This window comes from SAR324 cluster bacterium (genome assembly GCA_029245725.1).
Classification (GTDB): Bacteria; SAR324; SAR324; order SAR324; family NAC60-12; genus JCVI-SCAAA005.
In genome coordinates, this window is record JAQWOT010000321.1 from 1 (window position 1) to 18,410 (window position 18,410).

The 18,410-nt window shown below is 42.4% G+C and carries 17 protein-coding genes and 1 pseudogene; 11 read left to right on the forward strand and 7 right to left on the reverse strand.

The window, feature by feature from the left end; translation table 11 throughout:
• The 7 genes from P8O70_16955 to P8O70_16985 form a co-directional block, all read right to left on the reverse strand.
• Positions 1-2,206, reverse strand: a 2,206-nt coding sequence (locus P8O70_16955; GenBank protein ID MDG2198530.1) for an aminotransferase class III-fold pyridoxal phosphate-dependent enzyme, incomplete at its 3' end; no start/stop codon positions are given.
• Positions 2,200-3,009 (reverse strand): SDR family oxidoreductase, encoded by an 810-nt coding sequence (locus tag P8O70_16960; protein MDG2198531.1) that lies wholly within the window; start codon positions 3,007-3,009, stop codon positions 2,200-2,202. The genes P8O70_16955 and P8O70_16960, both read right to left, overlap by 7 nt.
• Positions 3,006-3,779 carry a phytanoyl-CoA dioxygenase family protein gene (locus tag P8O70_16965; GenBank protein MDG2198532.1) on the reverse strand — a complete coding sequence of 258 codons (774 nt, stop codon included), beginning with the start codon at positions 3,777-3,779 and terminating at the stop codon, positions 3,006-3,008. Before P8O70_16965 ends, P8O70_16960 begins: the two co-directional genes overlap by 4 nt.
• A 7-nt stretch (positions 3,780-3,786) precedes the next feature.
• On the reverse strand, positions 3,787-4,656 hold the full coding sequence (locus tag P8O70_16970) for an aldo/keto reductase (protein MDG2198533.1): 870 nt from the start codon (positions 4,654-4,656) through the stop codon (positions 3,787-3,789).
• A gap of 92 nt (positions 4,657-4,748) precedes the next feature.
• Entirely contained in the window at positions 4,749-5,531 is a 783-nt protein-coding gene (locus tag P8O70_16975) for an aldolase/citrate lyase family protein (protein MDG2198534.1), read from the reverse strand.
• Between the two features lie 57 nt (positions 5,532-5,588).
• Positions 5,589-6,344, reverse strand: coding sequence for a phytanoyl-CoA dioxygenase family protein (locus P8O70_16980; protein ID MDG2198535.1), 756 nt, complete (start codon positions 6,342-6,344; stop codon positions 5,589-5,591).
• Between the two features lie 2 nt (positions 6,345-6,346).
• Complete coding sequence (locus P8O70_16985; GenBank protein ID MDG2198536.1) at positions 6,347-7,015, reverse strand: FCD domain-containing protein; 669 nt, start codon at positions 7,013-7,015, stop codon at positions 6,347-6,349.
• Positions 7,016-7,446: 431 nt separating this feature from the next.
• Here P8O70_16985 and P8O70_16990 point away from each other — a divergent pair, with 431 nt between their 5' ends.
• The 11 genes and pseudogenes from P8O70_16990 to P8O70_17040 all read left to right on the forward strand — a co-directional run.
• On the forward strand, positions 7,447-8,127 hold the full coding sequence (locus tag P8O70_16990) for an amino acid ABC transporter permease (protein MDG2198537.1): 681 nt from the start codon (positions 7,447-7,449) through the stop codon (positions 8,125-8,127).
• Positions 8,127-8,786, forward strand: a complete 660-nt coding sequence (locus P8O70_16995; protein ID MDG2198538.1) for an amino acid ABC transporter permease — start codon at positions 8,127-8,129, stop codon at positions 8,784-8,786. The genes P8O70_16990 and P8O70_16995 overlap by 1 nt, the downstream gene beginning before the upstream one ends.
• Before the next feature lies 1 nt (position 8,787).
• A complete protein-coding gene (locus P8O70_17000; protein MDG2198539.1) occupies positions 8,788-9,579 on the forward strand; it encodes an amino acid ABC transporter ATP-binding protein in 792 nt (263 codons plus the stop codon).
• On the forward strand, positions 9,576-10,502 hold the full coding sequence (locus tag P8O70_17005; protein ID MDG2198540.1) for an aminotransferase class IV: 927 nt from the start codon (positions 9,576-9,578) through the stop codon (positions 10,500-10,502). Before P8O70_17000 ends, P8O70_17005 begins: the two co-directional genes overlap by 4 nt.
• A gap of 133 nt (positions 10,503-10,635) precedes the next feature.
• Positions 10,636-11,879 (forward strand): annotated as a pseudogene (locus P8O70_17010) (enolase C-terminal domain-like protein).
• 1,242 nt (positions 11,880-13,121) lie between these two features.
• A complete protein-coding gene (locus tag P8O70_17015) occupies positions 13,122-14,147 on the forward strand; it encodes a TRAP transporter substrate-binding protein (protein ID MDG2198541.1) in 1,026 nt (341 codons plus the stop codon).
• A 55-nt stretch (positions 14,148-14,202) separates the two neighbouring features.
• Positions 14,203-14,691, forward strand: a complete 489-nt coding sequence (locus P8O70_17020; protein ID MDG2198542.1) for a TRAP transporter small permease — start codon at positions 14,203-14,205, stop codon at positions 14,689-14,691.
• Entirely contained in the window at positions 14,681-15,994 is a 1,314-nt protein-coding gene (locus tag P8O70_17025; protein ID MDG2198543.1) for a TRAP transporter large permease subunit, read from the forward strand. The genes P8O70_17020 and P8O70_17025 overlap by 11 nt, the downstream gene beginning before the upstream one ends.
• Positions 15,995-16,004: 10 nt before the next feature.
• Entirely contained in the window at positions 16,005-16,922 is a 918-nt protein-coding gene (locus P8O70_17030) for a phytanoyl-CoA dioxygenase family protein (GenBank protein MDG2198544.1), read from the forward strand.
• Positions 16,923-17,043: 121 nt separating this feature from the next.
• Positions 17,044-17,913, forward strand: a complete 870-nt coding sequence (locus P8O70_17035) for a phytanoyl-CoA dioxygenase family protein (protein ID MDG2198545.1) — start codon at positions 17,044-17,046, stop codon at positions 17,911-17,913.
• 297 nt (positions 17,914-18,210) lie between these two features.
• On the forward strand, positions 18,211-18,410 hold a 200-nt coding region (locus tag P8O70_17040; protein ID MDG2198546.1), incomplete at its 3' end, for a helix-turn-helix domain-containing protein.

Consider the following 18,410-nt stretch of genomic DNA (forward strand, 5'->3'; position numbering starts at 1 on the left):
CCAGGTGTCGATCTTGATGGGCAAAGGTAGGATTAAAGCTGGATCCAGCCATGATCCCCTGCTGCAGCATCAAGCGAGTGAACAGGGTCATGATGCGGTTGGCCTGTTCTTCGTGCTCAAAGCCAAGTTGCACCAACTCTGGACGTCCCTTGACAAAAGTTGGTAGCTGGCAGGACTGTCCCAGCTCCAACCAGCGTTTCATGAAGCATCCACCAATCCGCTGCAGGTGTGTTGGTACATCCAAGCTCATCATCTTTTCTACAGCAGCCAGTGCGGCAGTTGGCCCGATTGCTTCAGACCAATAGGCGCTGGAGATAAAGGTCCGCTCAAAAAATTTCATCTCAGCAGTTTGTCCAATCACTGCGCTCATGGGATAGCCGTTGCTCAAGGCTTTGGCAAACACCGCAAGATCAGGTGTTACTTGGTATTTCAGATGCGCTCCTCCCAAGCAAAGCCGCCAACCGATCGAAATCTCGTCAAAAATCAGCTTTGTTCCATGTTGTGTGGCTAACTGACGAACTTTTTCCAGGAATTGGTTTTCTGGTTCAATTCCACGAGTCGTTTCCATCACAACCGCAGCCAATTGGTGATGAGCGAAGATTTCTTCAAGTTCAGCTAGCTGGTTGTAACGAAACGGGAGCGCTGTGCCTTTCAGTCCAGCAGGGACTCCCAGTGGATCTAATCCGGGCAGCAGGTGATCTTGTAGGCCATTTGGACCATCCTCCAAATTGACAGCTAGATACCAGTCATGCCAACCGTGATAGCCGCAAATCGCTACCTTGTCTCGACCTGTGACGGCTCGGGCAATCCGCACAGCTATTGTCATTGCTTCCCCGCCAGTTCGAGCATAGCGAACCATTTGAGCCCAAGGGTGAATCTCCAGAAGGCGTTCTGCCAATCTAACTTCATCATAATTGGACAAGGAAGACATGGAACCTAACTGAACTCGGCGTAGCACAGCTTCGTTCACATCAGGATCAGCATAGCCAAGCAGGCAAGAGAGTACCGCATTGGAAGCCATGTCGAGAAAGCGGTTTCCACTATCATCAATAATTTCACAACCACTGGCCTGAGTGTAGTAGGCAGGCCAGTAGTCGGGTGCCATCAGTTCAGGTTTCTTACTGAGTAGCTGAGTACCACCAGGAATCATGGTTTTTGCCAATTCATACTGTTCCAGGTTGTGTTTGCTTTCATAGGGGGCAACTAACCCTAACAGGTGGGAGGCATTCTTGTAAAAAATATATTCCAGATCAGAGGCTTTCAGCGAGCATAACTTTGCTGCAACCTGCAGCGCTAGCAAGGACTCAATGCCCACCAGTGTGAATTCTCCAAAAGAAGAATCCTGACCAGTTGACAAACTTTGGTTCAACCACTTGAAGCCATTGGCGAGGCTGACAGCTTTTCCTCGCATTTGGGAAACAGGATAATCTGAGCCATACATCAGCCGAGTGATGCCTGTTGCGCGGATGATCGCTTCCATGGAGGTTGGTTCACAGACTGCAGAGCTATCAAAAAAAACATTCTCAAACTGCCGTACTACGTTCAGTCCCTCTATTGTATTCTTGGCCGCAAATCCTCGGGCACAGTGAGCCAGAACCAATTTGGCGTTTTTGAAGCGTGATAGCTGGTCGTGTAAGTAGCTCAGGTTGTTCGGATCACTCAGCGCCTGTGCTTTTACCAGGTGCAGCATGATGATTAGATTCTGTTGATCAGCGATCTCCCAGGCCCAGTCAGGTAAGAACTCTTCAATGTCCGCCTTAAAAGTATCACTGCGAGAGGCGTAGTGGTGGTAGCACTTGAAACCACGGAAGGAATGCTGCTTTACAGTTTCGCGTACTTGATCTGGATCATCAGTTGGTCCAATGATCATCAATCCATGAACAAAATCGTGCTTATACGATTCCTGAAAAATATGTTCATTGGCTGCAGCAAAAGGTAGGTCTTTCAGCGGAAATGGAAATGATAGGTACTGCTCTACTCGCTGCTCCAGCCAATGGCTCATAGTTGAGCGAAGCGTCACGCCATCTGCTTCAACGGTTGTGGGTGTTTTTTGTGAATCGGTCAGGCTGTACAAGTGTGTGTGGATATCAATGATGCGATTCGGCAAAAAATCAGAGAGTGTCTGCACAACCAGCTGGTCTGTGGCAGTGACCATATGCTGGCTCGGATCCAATAGCTGATGTTGTGCTGTAGAAAGTGCTACCATGCGGTCCAGCCCCCATCGATGACAAGATTTTGTCCAGTCATGTAGCTGCTGGCTTGACTAGCCAGAAACACAACAGCTCCTTTCAATTCATCTGGTTTACCCATGCGTTTCATCGGGCTTTTCTGTTCAAGGCGCTGCACCATTCCCCTGGGAGCACTGGGAGCTGGAAATGGACCTGGACTCAAGCTGTTGACCCGAACTCCCTTGGAAGCCCAATAGACTGCTAGGTGTCGCGTCATCTGCAGAATGCCCCCTTTCAAGGTGTGATAGGCCACAGGACTAGCTGGAGAAACATCCTCATACGCATCAGGATACGACCCCACAGAACCATACATGGAACCCAGCATAATGACGGAAGCTTGCCGTTGTTGCGAAACCGCCAAATCACAGATAGCCTTTGCCAGGAAAAAGTAAGCTGAGGCATTAGACAATTGAACCTTGAATTCTTCCTCTGTGACTGAGTTCAAGTCGGCAGAAAGTGGAAAGTGACCGTTGTTGATCAACGTATCAATCCTTCCATATTCTGCTTGAACTCTTTGAACCCCAGCTTGACGGGAAATCTCATCCAGTTGATCCAACTGAATTCCCAAGTGAGCCTGCTGCACTGGTCTTGGCAATTGCTGAGCAAATTGAACAGCTTTATCTTCCTCACGACTACTTACTACCACGCTAGAACCAGCTTCGGCTAAGCCCCGCGCCAGGGCTTTCCCCAAGTGGCCACAGGCACCGGTGACCAAGCTCACAGTACCGGTGAGATCAAATAACTGTTGGATGGTTTTGCTTTCATTTTGGATGCTGCTCATTCAACAACCTCTGCCAAACGAAGCTCTTGTTGAATGAATAGTTTTGCGCTTTGTTGATAGGCCTCAAATCTTTGCTGATTGCGCTGACAAGCGTTGGATTTAAACACCATCGCTAAAGCAGATCGGTTCCGGTCTGTGGTTTGGTTACTGCCAGCCCAATGGATCGTCTCCGCGTGATGAATAATGGCATCTCCAGGATTTGCAGTGATGGCAACTCCAGTTCGTTGATCTTCTTCGGTGAAATCTGCAATCGTTTGGGAAAATCCGAGATTGTTGGAGAGCCAATGGGGTCGTATACCCTGTAAATGAGAGCCTGGAATGAAGTGCAAGCATCCGGTCTGGTGGTCTGCATGGTCTAGTGCTAACCAGATTGTGAGAGCTTGAGGAGGCTCAAAACAAAAGTAAAAATTATCCTGATGTGGTGGTGTCTCGTGAAAATAATTGGGGGGTTTGTTGAACCACTCCAGAGCTAATGCAGGCTTAACTTTCTCATCTAGTAAAGCACTAGCTAAGGAACTCCACTTTGGGCTGGTTGAATAGCTTTTGAAAAAGTCATCTTCTTCAATTTGATGTAACTGCTTTAAGGAATTTTTATCCTGCTTGTTGGCATAGAAAGCATGTTCATAATTCTGCTTTTTATGAGTGGCTAAAATCAACTTTGTTAGCTTTTCAAGCACCATATTCAATTCATCGTTGTCCAGAAAATTTGGGATAACGACGTAGCCGTTTTTCTGAAATGACTGTCTGAGTTGAGCAATATCCAAACTCATAGTATCTTCACTTAGGCCAAAGATGTGGGGTGATCAACTGAAAATCAAAATCGTATGAGACTGCGTTGATTTTTTTTAGTGTGTTTCTATTTAAAGGGCCTCGCTTGAACCAGGTTAAATTATTCTGAAACTGCAGGAGTGATTCTGCACCAAGAACAATATAGCTTGGTAAGTAAGATAGAATATATCGCAGTGCTAACTCATGAATACACATTCCAAAATTTTGAGCAATTTGATTGAGTTGCTCAAGCAAGAATCTCAATGGCCTATGAAATACAGAGAGAACCTGGGGCATAATTGAAAATAGTCCCTGTAGATAGATGCTTCGAACAATGATCTGCTTTTTTGCAGCGTTATCCAGAATATTTGGAACAAGATTTCTACGATCCAAAAGATTTGCTGGTATTTGAAGCAACTCTAAATTCTGGTTTTTCAGGATTTCACTATTGAATGAAGGATCATGTCCAGTGGATAACCCAATGTACTTGCAAAGGCCTGCTTCTTTGACTTTTCTTAATTCTTCCAAATACAAATAATCTGATACACTATGTAGCAGAAGGCCAAATAATTGATCTATTTTTAGCCGGTTAATTGATTTTCTTACAGAATCACCAATTAACGCTTGTGAATCAGTTTTTTTTCGTTTTGGAATTTTTGTAAACACCCTTACTTGCTTGTGAATTTCTAGCTCACCAAAAATCTTTCCTAAAACTTCTTCACTACTTCCATAAGAGATTGCTGTGTCGTAGTAGAGAATTTCATTTGCTGTTGCATACTCAATGATTTCTCTAATTTTTTCCTCACTTGGTTGGCCTGTTGAATTGGCAATACCGTAGTTCATGCCAAACTGGGCTGTACCAATAATGAATTGGGTCATTTTTTAACACAACATGGTTCTGTCTAATTGTTTGATGTCAGGGCCATATTTTGAGTAGGGGTGATGTCAGGAATATTTTATCCAGAATTAAACTACTCGCCAAAAATTTGACCAAGTTGCTTTGCTCGATCACGCAGTCCGTCCATAATTAGTCCAAAATCTCCAGCAAATGGAAAGATCTGGCAACCCAACTCCAAAGCTCTCTTGGCGTCATCCTCATTACGGATAGGGCGACCCCAATGGATGCCATATTTTTTTGCAGCCTTACTGATAATAACGTCAACTTCGTCCAAGGTGTTCGGATTCTCCATGTGTTTGTAGCGTAGACCCAGATCTCCAATACCGATGAAGAGAGCATCTACACCCTTGACGGAAGCGATCTCCTCAATGTTTTCGACTGCAGCTGGAGTTTCAATCTGAACCACTAAAAAAGTCTCTTGGTTGACCAGATTGGTATAGTCAAAATTTTCTTGTTCCTGAAAATCTACCATGAATCCACAGTCCAAGCCGGCTCCATCAATCCCACGATCACCCAGTGGGGGAAATTTCACGGCATTGACCAGATTTTGTGCTTTTTCTGCATCGGAAACGTGGGGAATCATCAGTCCTGCGGCCCCATCCTCGAGGTAGCGGTACAGCTTGCTTTTCTCCAGTGTGCTGGGCCGTACCATCACATCAATATCGTGCAAGTGGCTCATTGTTAGTAGGGACTGGACTTCGCGGTCATCAAAAGCCCGGTGCTCCAGATCTAGCCAGATGCAGTCATAGTCAAAAGCGGCAGCATGTTTCACGAATGAAGGAACGTAGTGCTGCAGCGCGCAAAATTTGGCAGGCTGTTGATTCTTCCACTTCGCGAGAGTTTTGCTTTTTCTCATGAGGGCTCTTTTCAAAAGAATGATGGATGATTGATCTTTAAGGTCATTGGAAGAATCTCAGATCTTGTTCTCCTTGTGGAGGTCATTGGCGAGTTGTTGTTGATAGGTGGCATGAGCTACCTCATCCACTTTCGCACTCGCTGCGTAGTAGATGAATCCGATGGCTTCCCTGGTACGGGTAGACCGATTCTCATCTGCTGAGTGAATCGTCATAGCGTCATGTACTAACAGGTCTCCGGGTTGAGCTTTGATTTTAACTAGTTGGGCTTGGTCTTCAGGACTGGGAAAATCAGCAATTCCCTGGCTGAATCCCAAGGTTTTGGTACGCTGATGCTTCCTTACTCCAAGCCGGTGAGAAGACCTCACATAACTGATGCAGCCGTTTGATTCATCTACTTCCTCCAGAGCCAGCCACATGGTCAGAGCCCGACATGGATTGAGCATGAAATAATAGCCATCCTGATGTGCGGGAGTGGCCGAACTGCGCTTTGGTGGTTTGTTGAAATACTGAATATTTTTTGGAATCGGCTCTTCTTGAAGAAGCTCTTGGGCTAGCTCATAGACTGTTCCCGTGGAAATCAATTGCTGAAAGAACTCTTCCTTGTTCTCCAGATGCTGGATTTGCTTCATCGAAGCTGGGTCTGTCTTATCCTCGTAATAGATTTCTTCACTGCGAAAGGTGTTGATCTTATCCATCACCTTCTTGAGCGCTTGCTTGGTAGCGTCCAGCGCTGATTCGTCCAAGTAGTGAGGTAAGTGAAGATACCCATCTGCTTTGAATGCCTCGATTTTCTCTTCAGAAGTAGACCTCATCCTCATTCAACTGATGGAACTTGAAGTCGGATTTTATAGGATCGATGGAGATGCTGGTTCATGACCACCATTGCGGCCTCTGCATCTTTCCTGAGGATCGCTTCATAAATGCTTTTGTGCTCCTGATAAACCATCGTGTCATGTTCCTTCTGGTTACCGACAGGCGGTCGGCTGAATAATAAATTACGAATGAACATATCGTGTAGATTCAGCATGATGGGATTGTCAACCACCTTGACAATCGCTCGATGGAAGGCGACATCCGCTTCTGCAAAAGTCTTCTGATTACCAATTGCATGATGGCACTCAACTAGGGCCTTATAAATGCGAGCCAGGTTCACCTCAGAGGAACTTTCAATAACAGTTCGCAGCGCCCCAACCTCGATGAATTGGCGCATTTGCTCCAGATAGGCTTGGCTCTCTGTATCATCGAGGATTTCCTTCAGGTTTTCAGCAGTGTACTTCAGAATTTTCTGAATAGTCGGTTTTTCAGCGACAGGGCGTTTGTTGGAAGCTTGTCGTAGGTATCCCTTGAATTCCATGATACGTAGAGCTTCCCGAATGGTGGGACGAGACGTGCCAAACCGATCACAAAGTTCTCGCTCTGTTGGGAGGGTCGCACCAATTTCGAGATAGTTTCCTTTGATTTCCTTAATCAGTGAATCTGCCACAACCTCCGAAGTTCTCTCCGATTCCACCTTAAGTCCTTGATTTCGGTTTGACACGTATCGACTGATCCACACAAAACATGATGTTTATCCTCAAAAATATATGATTTTCTACTAATTTTTGAGTTACCAAAAATAAATTCTTGTCAAACAAGATCAGAAAAATTAAGGAATATCATTTTTGTAATACCAAATTTCAAGTTAATTTCTTTTCTTTCTGAAAGAAGCAGGTACTCCTCATGTTAACAAATGAAACTATTGATATTTTTTAACTAATAGGATTGAGTATGCCGCTTCCTACAGGGGTTTTCCCTAGTAAAAGTGGCATGTCTTGTTGAAGTTTTCTGGTTGCGATCTGCTGGCTGCTGTGCGAAGTTCACTCTCTAAAAAGCACATTCTTGGAAAGCTTTATCTGTTGATTTTAGGTGTTGTTGATGGGCTATGTTTGGGAATTTGGAGTAGTTTTCAACCAGTTGGATCTGCTACTAGCAGGTCTGCTGAACACATTGAAGATCACTGGTGGGGCACTTCTATTTGGGATTCCACTCGGTCTGCTTGCAGCAATTCTTCGGTTGAGCACATATAAGTGGCTCAGAGTCCCTGTGGGGGTATTGATTGAGTTCTTTCGAACCACACCACCGATCGTTCAATTGTTTTGGTTTTTCTTTGCTTTGCCGATGCTCTCCGGTATTGAGATGGATCCATTTCGAGCTTCTTTGGTAACCTTCTCAATTCAATCCTCTGCTTTTTTTGCTGAAGTGTTCCGTGGTGGAATTGTTTCCATTGAAAGTGGACAGTGGGAAGCAGCTCGGGCTATCGGAATGAGCTATCTGGAGTCGATGCGCAGAATCATTCTCCCCCAGGCAGTCAAACGCATGATCCCTGCGTTTTTGGAACGTGTGATTGAATTGATGAAGACCACGACGTTGGTTGCCACGGTATCTTATGCGGATCTCCTCTATCAGGCGAATAACATTGCTCAGTCAACTTATCGACCATTAGAAGTCTTCACAGTGGCGGCCGGACTCTATTTCATTGTTTTGTTTCCCACATCTCTGCTGGTCAAGCACATTGAGCGTCAGCTGGGCAAGACAGGCGAAGGCACAGTGCACTGATGGATCATGTTTGGGACTTCCAGACCGTATTTGCCAGTTGGCCACTGCTATCACAGGGCTTACTCAATACTTTGAAGCTGGGTCTACTGACTCTGATAACTGGCCTATTTTTTGGCTTTTTTGTTGGATTGGGACGTTATTCCCATAATCGCTGGGTCAACTTTCCAGCAAGTGTCTTTGTAGAAGTTTTTCGCAATACTCCGGCACTCGTTCAGATCATGTGGTTCTACTTTGCTTTCCCGATCATCTCACCATTTGACATTGATGCGTTTGCTGCGGCAGCACTGGGATTGGGTTTGAACACCACAGCCTTTTGTGCAGAGATCTTCCGAGGGGGAATTCAGTCCATTCATCGAGGTCAGTGGGAAGCTGGCAAAGCCCTTGGTATGGCTTATCGGGAGCAAGTCTGGCGAATTATTTTGCCTCAGGCAGTGGTGCGGATGATTCCGGCTTTCATGAATCGAGTTGTGGAGTTGATGAAGATGACCTCATTGGCATCGGTGATCGCTTTTGGGGAGTTGATGCACCAAGCAAAGGCTATCTCCGCCTATCACTTCAATCCCATTGAGTCGTATACGGTTGTTGCGCTTCTCTTCTTTGTAGTGATCTCTCCATTTGCGTTCCTAGTCTATCGCCTTGAAAATCGATTCCGTAAGTAAAATGAGTCTAGAGATCCTGTCCTGTCGCAATTTGAAGAAGCAGTTTGGTGAGAATCAGGTGCTTCGAGGGATTGATCTGCAAATCAATAAAGGTGAAAGTCTAGCTATTATTGGAGCCTCTGGTTCTGGCAAGTCTACATTGTTGCGCTGCTTGAATTTCTTGGAGATTCCTAGTTCTGGGGAGGTCCGCTTGAGAGGCGAACTGATTGGTAGTCGACAGAACGAGCTGGTACTGTATCAGGAAAGAGACTTAATTCCGATCCGTGCAAAGATTGGCATGGTCTTCCAGCATTTCAACCTCTTTCCCCACATGACGGTATTGCAGAATGTGATGGAAGGGCCTCGGACCGTACTAAAGTTACCCAAATCAGAATATGAAAGCCGCGCACTATCGTATCTCGAGAAAGTAGGCATTCCTGAAAAACGTAACGCCTATCCTTCAGAATTGTCAGGAGGCCAGCAACAGCGAGTTGCCATTGCTCGGGCGCTGGCAATGGAACCAGAGATCATGCTGTTTGATGAAGCGACTTCGGCCCTGGATCCGGAATTGGTGGGAGAGGTACTAGATGTGATCCTCAAGCTGATGGAAGAAGGATTGACCTGTGTGCTAGTGACTCATGAACTTGGTTTTGCTTACAGCGCTGCACAGCGAGTGCTGTTCATGCACAACGGGATGATTCTCGAAGAAGGCAGCGCCTATGATGTGCTCGTCGAACCTCAGCAGCCAAGAACCATTGAATTCTTACGCGGACACTCCCGCTTTCAACTTCCTTCCCCCAAGAGTGCCCAATGAGCACTGCACCAGAACATCGTTCTACCCACGAGTCCGAATCGGATGAACGGAATCAATCGCTCAAGGTCTATCTAAACGGTAAGATCGTCCCACGAGAACAGGCGCTGGTTTCAGTTTATGATGCGGGCTTCATGCTGGGAGATGGCATCTGGGAGGGAATTCGTCTCTACAACAGAAAATGGGCCTTTGTCCAGGATCACATGGACCGCTTGTATGAGTCTGCTCGTGTAGTGGACATGGACATTCCGCTGACTCGTGAGCAGATGATCGAAGCGCTGGATCAGACCGCTGCGGCCAACCAGATGACCCAGGATGTGCACGCTCGCCTGATGATTACCCGAGGCTTGAAGAGCAAACCGTTTCAGGATCCAAGGCTCTCCCAGCAGGGTCTAACAATCGTGATCATCATGGAACACTCCAAGGTACCGGAAGACATCTATCACAAGGGAATCACGCTCCACACGGTTCCAATCTATCGAGGCTTGCCCGTCACCCAGGATCCAAAGCTTAACTCTCACTCCAAACTCAACTGCATTCTGGCCTGTATTCATGCACAAAAAGCTGGCGCTGATGAAGCGCTGATGCTGGATCCACACGGTTTCGTCAACACCACCAACTCCTGCAACTTTTTCATTGTCCGCAAGGGTGAGGTATGGACTTCAACAGGGGACTACTGCATGAACGGGATCACCCGTCAAAAGGTGATCGATCTCTGTCGAGCTCACCAGATTCCCATTCATGTTCGGAACTTCTCTCTGATGGAAACTTATGGAGCGGAAGAAGCCTTCCTAACTGGGACATTTGGCGCACAAACTCCTGTGGAGTCAATCGATGGTCGTACGATCAGCAACCCGGGTCAGTGGCCAGTAATCGAGAAGATCCGCCAACACTACAAGGAACTGGTTCGAGCAGATACAGTTTAAATTTCTTCTGACTCTGGACAAGTATTTTGAATTTCATTTGATAGCTCCCCCAGCACCAAGGTATCCAATCAGCCTTGCTCTGATGTTGATCAGAAGTAGGTATTGAAAGAATTCAAGCTGTGGATTCCTGTAAATGAAAATTACAGACATTCGAGCTACAACGGTGGAGGTTCCCCTGGAAATTCCTTTGTTTTACACGAATGGAGCCCTACTGGGGAAAAATCGTAGGAACCAGTGTGGAAGTTGATACAGACGAGGGACTGGTTGGCCTAGGTGAGATGTGTGGAGGTGGTGAGTCTGCAGAAGCCGCTTCCCGAGGATTGAAATCATACTTGGTCGGACATGATCCCTTTGAGTTGGAAGACCTGCGCTTTAAGATTTGCAATCCGATCTCCAGCCTCTGTAACAATCACAAACTGCCCTAGAGTTGCCTGCCTGAACCGCTGATGTTAATTCCTAAACCAAGCCTCTGCACCGACAGCTATGTGGCAAACTACGAGATCAGGAGCCTTTTGCTTCCTAACTGTTCTGGCGACTACCCAACGCAGAAGGCACTTGAGAGATTCGTACCATTGATCGACTGTTTCAGAACGACCAGGAGCTGAAGGCTTATTGCGGGTTTCGCAGTCACAAGCTCAAGGGTGGAGTCTTTCAGCCAGAATATGAACTGGAGACCTATCGTGTGCTGGCAGCAGCTTTCCCCAGTGATTCCCTACGTTACGATCCTAACACAGCCCTAGATGTTGCAGAATCAATTTGCCTCGCTGAGCAGATCTGAGACCTACGCAACGACTACCCGGAAGATCCAATCTGGAAACCTCAAGGCATGCAGCAGGTACGTGAAAAAGCCTCGATGTTACTGACTACCAACACGGCCGTTATCAATTTTGAGCAACTCTGCACCAATCTTCAGCACCTCGCGGGGGATGTGATCCTGCTCGACACCAACTTCTGGGGAGGAATACTTCTCAGTGTCAAAGCTGCAGGAGTCTGTGAAACTTTCTAGCAGCTGATTGCTGTACATTCATCCGGTGAGCTCGGCATCCAGTTGACAACCATGCTGCACCTAAGAGTTGTGCTGTCCAATCTGACTTTTAGTGCCAATGCCCAGTATCATCAATTGACAGAAGATATCCTTGTTGGTGGAAAGTTCCTATATCAGGATGGAGCGATTGTGTGGTACCCAATGGCCTTAGTCTAGGCGTGAGGCCGGATCGGGATCGACTGCAACAATACGCAGAAGCCTTCCAGCGTGAGAGAGGCTATACCTATGATCGGGATCCTTCACAACCAGGCTGGTTTGCCCTCATTCTCAATACTCGCTGGGCAGATCATACGCAGCCTAGCCCCTCCTTTTACCTAATACTGAGAAGATAGAACATGCAAACAGACATGACAGGCAAGGTAGCCCAGGTCACCGGTAGGACTGGTGGTATCGGTGAGTTCATTTGTGAACAATTGGCTCTGGTAGGTGTGGCACCGTGAAAATGAAGAGTACAGAGATTTTTAGACAGTCTGTGCCATAAAAAGTAGTGGGCAAGCAATTCAATTGCTGAAAAATTCTCTGACTTTCTTGATCGGCCCATAGACAAGGCCTAGGACCACGCAAAAGATGAGTTCATCAATACCCAGATCCAGCTTTGGACTTTTTTAGTGACCAAGTTGCAGAGTGAATCAACCTCAAAAGAAGAGCAGGCTCCAGTCTTAGGCGGGATTATAGGCACGTGCTAAGACACTCGGATCAACCAGAGGGAGATTTCTCCTATCATACAACAAATGGTACTACTGACGGTCCACCTTGCACAGTGTGCGAAAGGTTCGTCCAAAAAGATAATAGAGATAGTGTTAAGGAACCAGATTGGCACCAAATAAAACATACTCCAGAAGGAAACAGTAAGGCGTTGCATTAATGAATCTACAAATACTGGAGATTACTTCATTTGTCGAAGCTAAGTATTTGCGCTAACCTCAATAATTGAAATACAAGAAGGCAAAAGAGGATAGTAATCCTGTTAAGGTCAAAATTAAATTAAGTAACAAAAAAGTGAAAAAATTATACTCAAATAAATTGTGAAAAATTAAAAGTGACAGTTTGATAAAAAATAAATAAGTGATGGTAATGATTGAGTAATATCTAAACATTTCTCAGAAATAAAGAATTTATATCTAATCAATAAAATTCTAATAAAGCAATAAAAACAAACTTCAAAAGTGTTACATAAAGCTGAAAATTTACATGTGTTAATTAATAAAAAATCCTAGAATAAAGAACTTAATCTGGATGGATAAATTATGTTTAAAAAATGTCTGAAAAATAAAATAAAAAAGTCCATTTAGTGATCTGACCACATAACATTCATTTGCACTAGAAACCAATCAGTTTAATTTTCGTTGATTCAAAGAGGATTTAATTACATTAGTAACAATAAAGTTGACTGAAATATTATATTTTAATATATTTTTTATTAAATAGAAGGTAAAAAAAATTGTTTGAAAGTAAAAATTTTAATTGACATCGTTACATTCATAGTGTAAAAAGAAATTGTTTAATGTCGAACATTGAGACAATTCGCAGTGAATTGATTTCCATTAATGATTCTCTTAATTATGAGGTATGAAATGAATAAAGTGAATAAACATTTGATGATCGTAGTGTCAATATTCGCTAGTTTTTTTATAGGCAACGCAAAAGCTGAAACCTGGACTGTACAGACATCAATGCCATCTGGGTCATATATTTTTAAACATGTAGAAAAGTGGGTGCCTAAACTAACATCTATTACAAATGGTCGCATAAAGATACAGCTTGTGGGTGGAGGAACAGTTGTTCCACACAATCAGACAATTGATGCAGTTGGACAAGATATAATACAGGGAGATTTTACGGCTACCGTGTATTTTGGAGGAAGAGATAAAGTATTTGCGATCATCGGTGATATGGTTGCAGCATATGATAATGTTTGGCAGGTATATTCATATTGTTATCAGGGAGGGGGTAAAGAACTATTTCAAAAAGTGTGGGATGAATATACTGACGAATCAGTAAAAATTGTTGGGTGTGCTCCTTATGCAAGGGAATCATTTACCTCAACAATTCCAATAAAAAAACTTGATGACTTAAAAGGTGTAAAACTACGCGCTCCTGAAGGATTAGCATCTGAAGTTTTCAAAAGAGCAGGTGCTAATCCAGTTGGAATACCTGGCTCAGAGGTATATACATCATTACAAAAAGGTGTTATTGAAGCCGCAGACTATTCATCGTACACAGAAGATAAGTCAATTGGTCTACATGAAGTAGCTAAATATCCTATCTATCCGGGAATACATTCAATGCCAATCCTACATTTTTCTGTGAATATGGAAAAATGGGAAAAGTTAAGTGAGGCAGATCAAATTGCACTAGATCTTTGGTATAGAGCAACAATGGTTGATTTAATGCAGGATTTAGAACTCTCAGATTTAAAACTAGTAGCTGAAGATAAACGGACTGGTGCAGTAAATGTTCAAAATTGGGACCAGTCAGAAAGAGATAAGCTGAGAGCTATCGCAGCAGATGCATGGAAAGCTTATTCATCAGAAAGTCCACTGGCAACAGAAGCATATAAAAGTGTAGTGGCATATCTCAAAGCTGCAGGTCTACTTTAATTTGTGACCTACAGCACACTCAAGTGCTGTAGGTACAATATCTAATGATATAAAAGTGAATATAATTGAAAATTTCATTGATAAAATCGGAAGAACAGTTAGTTATTTTTATTTTTTTGCTGTAATTATTTCAATGTGGGAAATTGTCCTCCGTTGGATATTTAATAGTCCTACAATATGGGCGCATGAATTAGTAATATGTACCTGTGGGATTACCTATCTTCTCTCGGGTGGCATAGTAACAAAAGAAAAATTGCATATTAGAATAACAGCAGTTTATGGCTTAATGTCAAAGAAAATAAAATGGTATTTGGATTTGATGGCGTATCTAATAGGTATCATTTCTATAGGATTGTTAATACAGGGATCATTAAGACAAAGTAAAATGGCAATAAGAGTCTGGGAACGAACTGGATCAGCATGGGATCCTCCACTGTATGCTTTAATCAAACCTGCAATTACAGTTGGAGCAATATTGGTGATAATCTCTACGATTATTCATTTAGTTAGGCATTTAAAAGAAAAAAAACCTAATGAATATTGAAATTATTTCAATAATTATTTTAGTTGGTATGGTGGTACTAATGGCCCTAGGAGTCCCATTAGTTTACACTACTCTGACAATAGCAATCGGATGTACAATATATCACTTTGAAGGACTAAAAGGTCTACCATTAGTTGCTAGCCGTGTTGGTGGATTTGTAACAGAATATGTGTTTGTGTCAGTACCCCTATTCGTAATGATGGCTAGCATCTTAGAAAAATCAGGGGTAGCAAAAGATTTATATAACGCAATGTTTTTGCTTTCAGGAAAACTAAGAGGGGGTGTCGCAGTTCAAACAACTTTAGTTGCAGTTTTTATGGCAGCAATGACAGGGATCATAGGCGGAGAAATTATTTTGTTAGGTCTATTAGCACTGCCACAAATGCTAAGACTTGGATATGAAAAAAAATTGGCTATAGGGACAATTTGTGCGGGTGGATCTTTAGGAACCTTAATACCACCAAGTGTAGTATTAATTGTATACGGATTAGTCGCAAATGTTTCAATTGGAAAACTGTTTTTGGCAGGCGTAATTCCGGGTCTTCTTTTAGCATTATTATATATGGGATATATAATAATTAGATGTTGGATTCAGCCAGAATTAGCTCCTTTAGCTGAAGAATTTACTAATAAAATCAGTAGGACAGAAAAAATTCGTTTGCTTAAAGGGCTTATCTTACCTTTTTCGGTTATAGTATGGGTATTAGGTTCTATTTATGGGGGTATTGCTTCAGTTACTGAGGCAGCTGCAGTAGGTGTTTTTGGTGCTATTGTTTCATCTGTAATACGAAAAGAATTTTCAATGAAAATGGTACGTGATTCAGCATTTCAAACGATGACTACAGTAGGAATGCTAATATGGCTAACATTTGGTGCAAATGCTCTAGTGGGTATTTATAATATCATGGGTGGGACTGCCTACATGCACACAATGCTAACAGGTTTGCCTTATGACCCAATTTTCATTGTGTTGATTATGATGGGAATTTTAATCGTAATGGGAACTTTTATGGATTGGATTGGTATCTGTCTACTAACCATGCCAATATTTGTACCTGTTGTAATTGATATTGGGTATAACCCGATCTGGTTTGGTATATTGTTCACACTGAATATGCAGTTGTCATATCTTAGTCCACCTTTTGGACCTGCGTGCTTCTACTTGAAAACTGTTGCACCAAAAGAAATTACACTTAATCAAATATTTAATGCCATGTGGCCATTCCTAGGACTACAGCTTATAGGGCTTATTTTAGTATTAAGTTTCCCTGAAATTGCTCTTTGGTTGACAAACTATATATGATGAATAAAAAATGAAAATTTTATCCAATGAAAATGCAAGACTCTTTGGAAGAGAACCTAACCCTGAGATGCTTGACTCTCTGGTTGAAAGTCAACTTGATTTCAAAGATCATACTCTGAGAGAATTGTTTTCTGAAAATGGATATTTATATTTCAGTCAGTTTTTTGATACTGAATCAATTAAGGCCTTACGATCTAGGATATTCTCTTACTTAATAGAAGTTGATGAAGTAAAAGAGGTAGCAGGTAAATTTATTTATACTGGATTGAGTAATCGTAGAGAAAAAGTAGAAGATTTGGGTAAATTTTGGAGAAATATTTCTGAAGATTGGCTTCTAAGAAGATTAACTCATTCTAGATCACTTCACGAACTTTGTGATAGAATTCTTAATTGCAAATCCATTGCTCAGGACTACCTATTTTTAAGAATCTATAATGTTGGTAGACAAACACTAACACATAGTGATTCAGGTTTTTTTACAAGGAAAACTCCAAACGTAATTACAGTCTGGATTTCACTTGGTGAAACACCACTTGAGATGGGCCCTATTTTTCTTTTAGAAAATAGTCATAAAAATGAAAAAATTATTGAGGATCTAAAGAATTTCGATGTGGCTAAGGATAAAAAACGTAAGGCTTCTTGGGATGAAAATCCTATTGATATTGCAGAGATGCTATCCTGTAGAATTTTAACACAAAATATGTCAATTGGAGATATTGTTGTCTTTAACATGAATATTCTTCACGGTTCATTTGATAATATTAACTGTGAAGGCCAAACACGACTCTCTTGTGATGTAAGATATCAACCATTTTCTGATCCAAGAGACTCCCGCTATTTCGGTCCTTTTCCTTCTGGTACAACTGGAAATGGATATGGAGAGTTAGTTGGCGCAATACCATTAGATGAAAAATGGCATATAAGATAAATTATTAATATGAATAAAAATGATTATCAAACTGTTTTTACCAGTATAATTTTCTTTGCAATTATTTGTCTTATTATGTTTGGTACTTCAGGGCAGATGTAATCTTATTGGGGATATATTTATGTTTTCCAAAAAAGAGATTGACGAATATTTTCTGAATGGTTTTGTTGTAAAGTCAGATTTTATTAGTCCCTTGATGATAAGTAAGTTTAAGAAAGAAATTGATTCTATCATTGGTGAATCCTCGTTGGAGAGTCATGATAAGACTAAAATGGAGATGGAACCAAAACAAAAAATTAATGGTAGAAAAGTACGTCGTATCTATGAACCCTGTACTTATTATCCGCTTTTTGAAGAATACGCTTCTTCTCCTGTGGTATTGGATCATATTGAATGTCTTTTAGGCAAAAATATTTTTTTTCATTACAGCAAACTTAATATGAAGGCATCTAGTGTAGGTGCTGTAGTTGAATGGCATCAAGACTTAGCTTATTATCCACTTACAAATAAAGATTCACTTGCAATTTTACTTTATATTGATGATGCATCCAAAGATAATGGGTGTTTGAAAGTCATGCCAAAATATCATACAAAAAAGTTGTTGAATCATACCAGGAATGGTTTTTTCCAAGGTATGATTACAGAAAAATTTGACACATCGAAAGCTATGAATCTCGAAGGAAAAAGTGGTACTGCTATTTTTATGCATTGTATGGTTCCACACGCTTCTAATATGAACACATCAAATTTCCAAAGAAGAACTCTCATTTCCAGTTACCGTGCAGCAGATGCTTTTCCCATTTTAATTAATAGTAGAGAATCATCTCCTGAGAAATATGCAAAAATTGTTAGAGGTGATGAGCAAATGAATGCGAGATTTACGATGAGATCCTTTCCCATACCTAAATATTTTGAAGATGCTAAGTCCCTGTTTTCTCTTCAAGATAGAGCCAAAGAATCTTTAACTAATGACAAATCCCTATTATTATAACTTAATGAAATCTGTGTTCTCCTATTTTATTCCTTATTAGCTAATATATTCTCCTCTTGAGCTTTTATTTCATTTATTTTTACCTCTTTTATATTTTTTAATTGTTCATTAATTACTTAATTCTCATTCTTAGGCGTTGGAGCAATTGCGTAGTTTGGACAAATGAAGTAATCTCCACGATTTGGAAATCTAACAATGCAATGTCCTCACTGTGCGCATCCAGACTACATCCTCTTTGGTAAGAACTGAGGCGCCCAACGCTACCGCTGCCAAGCTTGTCGACGAACCTTTCAGACAATGCGCAGGGGCAAGGATCCAGCCCTCAAAGAACAGGCTCAAAAGCTATACCTCGAAGGACTGGGGCTCAGAGCCATTGGCAGAATTCTTGGGGTGCATCACAAAACAGTTTCCCGCTGGCTTGTCCAGGCCGCAGGGCAGTTACCAGTCAACCAACCCGAGACGAAGGCCTCTTCCTTGATTGAGGTCGATGCACTCTG

What these genes read in the sequence shown, in the direction of transcription:
- P8O70_16960 (MDG2198531.1), bottom strand. Translation starts at nt 3,009, where the DNA reads ATGAGCAGCATCCAAAATGAAAGCAAAACCATCCAACAGTTATTTGAT.
- P8O70_16965 (MDG2198532.1), bottom strand. Translation starts at nt 3,779, where the DNA reads ATGAGTTTGGATATTGCTCAACTCAGACAGTCATTTCAGAAAAACGGC.
- P8O70_16970 (MDG2198533.1), bottom strand. Translation starts at nt 4,656, where the DNA reads ATGACCCAATTCATTATTGGTACAGCCCAGTTTGGCATGAACTACGGT.
- P8O70_16975 (MDG2198534.1), bottom strand. Translation starts at nt 5,531, where the DNA reads ATGAGAAAAAGCAAAACTCTCGCGAAGTGGAAGAATCAACAGCCTGCC.
- P8O70_16980 (MDG2198535.1), bottom strand. Translation starts at nt 6,344, where the DNA reads ATGAGGTCTACTTCTGAAGAGAAAATCGAGGCATTCAAAGCAGATGGG.
- P8O70_16990 (MDG2198537.1), top strand. Translation starts at nt 7,447, where the DNA reads ATGGGCTATGTTTGGGAATTTGGAGTAGTTTTCAACCAGTTGGATCTG.
- P8O70_16995 (MDG2198538.1), top strand. Translation starts at nt 8,127, where the DNA reads ATGGATCATGTTTGGGACTTCCAGACCGTATTTGCCAGTTGGCCACTG.
- P8O70_17000 (MDG2198539.1), top strand. Translation starts at nt 8,788, where the DNA reads ATGAGTCTAGAGATCCTGTCCTGTCGCAATTTGAAGAAGCAGTTTGGT.
- P8O70_17005 (MDG2198540.1), top strand. Translation starts at nt 9,576, where the DNA reads ATGAGCACTGCACCAGAACATCGTTCTACCCACGAGTCCGAATCGGAT.
- P8O70_17015 (MDG2198541.1), top strand. Translation starts at nt 13,122, where the DNA reads ATGAATAAAGTGAATAAACATTTGATGATCGTAGTGTCAATATTCGCT.
- P8O70_17025 (MDG2198543.1), top strand. Translation starts at nt 14,681, where the DNA reads ATGAATATTGAAATTATTTCAATAATTATTTTAGTTGGTATGGTGGTA.
- P8O70_17030 (MDG2198544.1), top strand. Translation starts at nt 16,005, where the DNA reads ATGAAAATTTTATCCAATGAAAATGCAAGACTCTTTGGAAGAGAACCT.
- P8O70_17035 (MDG2198545.1), top strand. Translation starts at nt 17,044, where the DNA reads ATGTTTTCCAAAAAAGAGATTGACGAATATTTTCTGAATGGTTTTGTT.